Source organism: Mesorhizobium sp. M2A.F.Ca.ET.037.01.1.1, assembly GCF_003998075.1.
In the GTDB taxonomy this organism is placed as follows: Bacteria; Pseudomonadota; Alphaproteobacteria; order Rhizobiales; family Rhizobiaceae; genus Mesorhizobium.
This window is the reverse complement of the sequence record NZ_RZSA01000486.1, coordinates 1-4,878: the sequence shown is the minus strand read 5'-3', so window position 1 is coordinate 4,878 and position 4,878 is coordinate 1. Positions and strand designations below refer to the sequence as shown.

General features: G+C 63.9%; 5 protein-coding genes. 3 read left to right on the top strand and 2 right to left on the bottom strand.

Annotated elements, in window-relative coordinates; all coding sequences use genetic code 11:
• On the bottom strand, positions 1-619 hold a 619-nt coding region (locus EOA27_RS22115), incomplete at its 3' end, for a DEAD/DEAH box helicase (protein WP_127257173.1).
• A gap of 45 nt (positions 620-664) precedes the next feature.
• Positions 665-1,555, bottom strand: coding sequence for a DMT family transporter (locus tag EOA27_RS22110; protein WP_127257170.1), 891 nt, complete (start codon positions 1,553-1,555; stop codon positions 665-667).
• A 21-nt stretch (positions 1,556-1,576) separates the two neighbouring features.
• On the opposite strand from EOA27_RS22110, the gene EOA27_RS22105 reads away from it, so the two are divergent.
• The 3 genes from EOA27_RS22105 to EOA27_RS22095 form a co-directional block, all read left to right on the top strand.
• Positions 1,577-2,275, top strand: coding sequence for a PIG-L deacetylase family protein (locus EOA27_RS22105; RefSeq protein ID WP_127257167.1), 699 nt, complete (start codon positions 1,577-1,579; stop codon positions 2,273-2,275).
• 253 nt (positions 2,276-2,528) lie between these two features.
• Complete coding sequence (locus EOA27_RS22100) at positions 2,529-3,860, top strand: ABC transporter substrate-binding protein (protein WP_127257165.1); 1,332 nt, start codon at positions 2,529-2,531, stop codon at positions 3,858-3,860.
• 107 nt (positions 3,861-3,967) lie between these two features.
• The coding region (locus tag EOA27_RS22095) for a sugar ABC transporter permease (RefSeq protein WP_145970465.1) at positions 3,968-4,878 on the top strand (911 nt) is incomplete at its 3' end.

Here is a 4,878-nt window from a genome sequence, read left to right as displayed (position 1 = left end):
CCATGGCGTCCTCGACCGCCGTGCCTGCCGGCCGTTCGTCGTAGCGGATCTCGACCGGAAAGGCGCGGCCCTCGCTTTCGATCACCGGCGCTTCGGACAAAAGCTTCGCCACGCGCGCGCCGTCGAGCGTCGCCGACATGACCAGCAGGCGCAGGTCCGGCCGCAACGCGCCCTGCACGTCGAGCGCCAGCGCCAGGCCGAAATCGCCGTCGAGCGAGCGCTCGTGAAATTCGTCGAAGATCACCGCCGAGACCCCCGGCAGCTCCGGATCGTCGAGGATCATGCGGGAGAGCACGCCTTCGGTGACAACCAGGATCTTTGTCCGTGCCGAGGTGCGGTTCTCCATGCGCATGGCGTAGCCGACCGTGCCGCCCGGCTCCTCGCCCAGCAGTTCAGCCATGCGGCGGGCGGCGGCGCGGGCGGCGAGCCGGCGCGGCTCGAGCAGCACGATCCGGCCCTCCCCCAGCCACGGCGCGTCGAGCAGCGCCAGCGGCACCAGCGTCGTCTTGCCGGCGCCGGGCGGCGCCACCAGCACGGCGCTGTTCCGCTGGGAGAGCGCTTCGCCAAGTGCCGGCAGCACGGCTGTGACCGGAAGCTCCGGCAAGGGTTTCGTCATCATGTCGCCCGCATATCAGCGGTCGCGGTCGCCATGCAACGTATGCGCTCAGAGCCTGGTGCGCGAAAACGGGTTCCAGCGCACGGTGCCGAGCCGGACTTCTTCGCGCACCATGGTCAGCAGGCCGGATGCGCCGACCACCGCCAGGCCGACCAGCGACAGCCAGTCGGGATATTCCTGGAAGAACAGCGCGCCGAGGATGACCGCCCAGACGATCTGCGAATAATGCGTCGGCGCGATGCGGTTCGCGGGCGCGTATTTGACTGCGAGCAATTGCAGCTGCTGCCCGCGGGCGGTGAAGAGGCCCGCCATCATCAGCCAGACCAGCTGCCCGAGATTGGGTAGCGCGAACGAGGTGGCGGCCGCGCCGACGCCGTTGAAGACAAGGCCGTAGCCGACCAGCGCGCCGAGGATCGTCGTGCGCTTTTCCTGCTGGGCGAGCGAGCGCATCAGGATGACGCTGATGGCGGCGAGGAAGGCGTTGGCGAAGGCGGCGAGATGGCCGAGATGAAATCCGCGAAAACCCGGCCGCACCACCAGCATCACGCCGGCAAAGCCGGCGACCACGGCGAGCCACCGCCAGGGACCGACCTTCTCCTTGAGGATGACTGTCGACAGGATGGTGACCAGCAACGGCGCAAGGAAGATCAGCGCGTAGACTTCCGCCAGCGGAATAGTGGTGAAGGCAAAGACGCCGAGCACGCCAGAGACGATGCCGGCCAGAGCGCGCGCTTGCACCGCCCATGGCCTTTTGGTGCGCCAGAAATCGCGCCAGCGCTCGTCCCCGGGCTTGGTGAAGAACAGGAAGCAGCCGGCAAACAGGGTCGAGAAGAAGCCGATCTCGAAGACGGTGAACTGCCCGCCCAGGCTCTTGATGACGGCGTCGCTGAACGAATAGCTTGCATAGGCGATCAGGGCGAGCAGAATCCCGTTCGGCATGTCATTTCCGGGAGAGAAGACGTGAAGATACTGGCGCTGGGCGCCCATCCCGACGACATCGAGATATTCATGTTCGGTACGCTGGCCGCCTATGCCGCGCAAGGCGCAGAGCTCAATTTTGCGATAGCCACTGATGGTGCCAGGGGCGGTACGGGCGACCCGGCGGCGCTCGCCCGCTTGCGGCGCAAGGAAGCGGCCAAGGCGGCAGGGCTGCTCGGCGTCGAGCCGCGCTTCCTCGACTTTCCCGACGGCGAACTCGTCGCCGATGCCGCGTTCATTGCGGCGCTGAAGGCGCTGATCGGCGAGGTGAAGCCCGACCTCGCGATCACCCATGCGCCCTATGACTATCACGGCGACCACCGCGCGCTGTCCGACGGCGTGCGCATCGCGGCGTCCTTCGCGGTGCCGGTGCTGCATGCCGACACGCTCGGCGGCACCGGTTTTTCACCGACGCATTATGTCGAGATCTCGCAGCATTGGGAGATCAAGGCTGAAGCGATCCGCGCGCACCAGTCGCAAGGCCCGGAGCATTATGTGCACCGGGCGCGCCTCCAGAACGAGTTTCGCGCCGGCCAGTGCAACGGCGCCTCCGGCGCGCTGGCGGAAGCTTTCCGCTTCGAGCCTATTTTCCCCTTCGCTGACATACGCGCGCTGCTGCCGCCGGCGCCGGCGATCCGGCCGGTGATGGCAAGCCCCAGCCCTGCCACCGGGGCCAGATGACCGCGGCCGAAACAGGTCCGGTGATCATTTCCCAACGATTTCAATGACGCGCTTTGGCATGCTGCGGCGCAGCAACGAATTCGCTTGCGTTGTTTAGTAAAAAGAGCATCACTAAACAAATTACTAAACATCGGCAGCGCATCGCGCTTCGTGGCGACGCATAGCGCGCGCCTGTTTAGGCCCTCGGAGGAGCGAGGGTTGAGGGGCTCTTGAAACCGTCATCCGGACGCGTTTCGCAAATGGGAGGTAAGGCATGAAATCGACCTTGAAACTGGCGTTGGGACTGGCCTCGGCGATGTTTGCGTCGACAGCCGTCTCGAACGTCGCGCATGCGGAAGACCTGACGCTGTGCTGGGCGGCCTGGGATCCGGCCAACGCGCTTGTGGAACTGTCCAAGGACTTCACCAAGGAAACCGGCATCGGCATGAAGTTCGAGTTCGTGCCGTGGACGAACTACGCCGACCGTTTCCTGAACGAGCTCAACTCGCACGGCAAGCTCTGCGACCTGATCATCGGCGACAGCCAGTGGATCGGCGGCGCCGCGGAGAACGGCCACTACGTCAAGCTGAACGACTTCTTCGACAAGGAGAAGATCAGCATGGACGACTTCGTGCCGGCAACCGTTGTCGGCTATTCCGAATGGCCGAAGAACACGCCGAACTACTGGGCGCTGCCGGCGATGGGCGACGTCGTCGGCTGGACGTATCGCAAGGACTGGTTCTCCAAGCCCGAGCTGCAGAAGGAATTCAAGGAGAAGTATGGCTGGGACCTGGCCGCGCCGACCACCTTCGACCAGCTGAAGCAGATCGCGGAGTTCTTCCAGAAGCGTCAGATCGACGGCAAGACCGTCTATGGCGCCTCGATCTACACCGAGCGCGGCTCGGAAGGCATCACCATGGGCGCCATGGATGTGCTCTACAGCTACGGCTTCCAGTATGAAAACCCGAAGAAGCCCTATGAGATGGAAGGCTTCGTCAACTCCGAGAAATCGGTGAAGGGGCTGGAGTTCTATAAGGCGCTCTATGACTGCTGCACGCCGCCCGGCGCCTCCAACAGCTACATGGGCGAAGGCGTCGACGCCTTCAAATCCGGACAGGTGGCGATGCATATGAACTTCGCCTTCACCTGGCCCGGCCTGCAGAAGGACGAGAATGTCGGCGGCGACAAGATCGGCTACTTCGTCAATCCGAAGGGACCCGACGGCGATCAGTTCGCGCAGCTCGGCGGCCAGGGCATTTCGGTGGTGTCCTACTCCGACAAGCAGGAATCGGCGCTGAAATACATCAAGTGGTTCGCCAACAAGGACGTGCAGGCCAAGTGGTGGTCACTCGGCGGCTATTCCTGCCTGAACTCCGTGGTGAAGGACCCGAAGTTCCCCTCCAGCCAGCCCTATGCGCAGGCCTTCCTCGACTCGATGGCCATCGTGAAGGACTTCTGGGCCGAACCGAGCTACGCGCCGCTGCTGCAGGCCTCGCAGAAGCGCTTCCATGACTATGTCGTGGCCGGCCAGGGCTCGGCCAAGGACGCGCTCGACGGCCTGGTCAAGGACTGGACGCAGGTCTTCCAGGACGACGGCAAGATGTAAGGCTCCTCCCGAGCTTGATCGAGGCGTCCCGTGCCGCCCTTGGCACGGGACGCAGTTCAGATAAATTCCATAGCCGAGACTGACCCGTGACCGAAGCAGGACTTACCATGCTCAATCGGACTGCGGACAACGTTGCCCGGGCGACCCCGGAGCCGTTGGCCAAGAGGATCCGGGGCATCAGCGACAAGGGCCTCGCCTGGCTGTTCATCTCGCCGACGATCCTTCTGTTGCTTGCCATCAACATCTTCCCGCTGTTCTGGGCGATCTATCTGTCGTTCACCAACTACCGCGCCAACCGCCCCAACGAAGTGGTGAAGAACCTCGGGCTCGCCAATTACCAGCGCATCCTCGGCGACCACGACATCTGGATCGCCATGCAGACGACGGCGCATTTCGTGTTCTGGACGATCCTGCTGCAGACGGTGATCGGCTTCACGCTGGCCTGGCTGATCGACCGCAAGTTCCGCGGCCATGCCTTCTGGACCACAATCATCCTGGTGCCGATGATGCTGTCGCCGGCGGTGGTCGGCAATTTCTGGCGCTTCCTCTACGAGCCGCAGATCGGGCTGTTCTCCTATGTCATCTCCTTCGTCACCGGCATTCCGCCGACGAATGTGCAGATGCTGTCCAATGTCGAGCTGGCGCCGTGGGCGATCATCATCGTCGACACCTGGATGTGGACGCCCTACGTGATGCTGATCTGCCTCGCCGGCCTGCGCTCCATCCCCGAATACATCTATGAGGCGGCCGAGGTCGACCGCGCCTCCAACTGGCGGCAGTTCTGGTCGATCACGCTGCCGATGGCGCTGCCCTTCATCATGCTGGCGGTGCTGTTCCGCGGCATCGAGAACTTCAAGATGTTCGACATGGTCAACCTCTTGACCGGCGGCGGACCCGGCTCGACCACCGAGGTCGCCTCGATCACGCTGAAGCGGCAGGCCTTCGAAAGCTGGCGCACCGGCTATTCCTCGGCGTTCGCCATCATCCTGTTCGTCGCGGTGTTCGGGCTGGCCAACAT

What these genes read in the sequence shown, in the direction of transcription:
- EOA27_RS22110 (WP_127257170.1), bottom strand. Translation starts at nt 1,555, where the DNA reads ATGCCGAACGGGATTCTGCTCGCCCTGATCGCCTATGCAAGCTATTCG.
- EOA27_RS22100 (WP_127257165.1), top strand. Translation starts at nt 2,529, where the DNA reads ATGAAATCGACCTTGAAACTGGCGTTGGGACTGGCCTCGGCGATGTTT.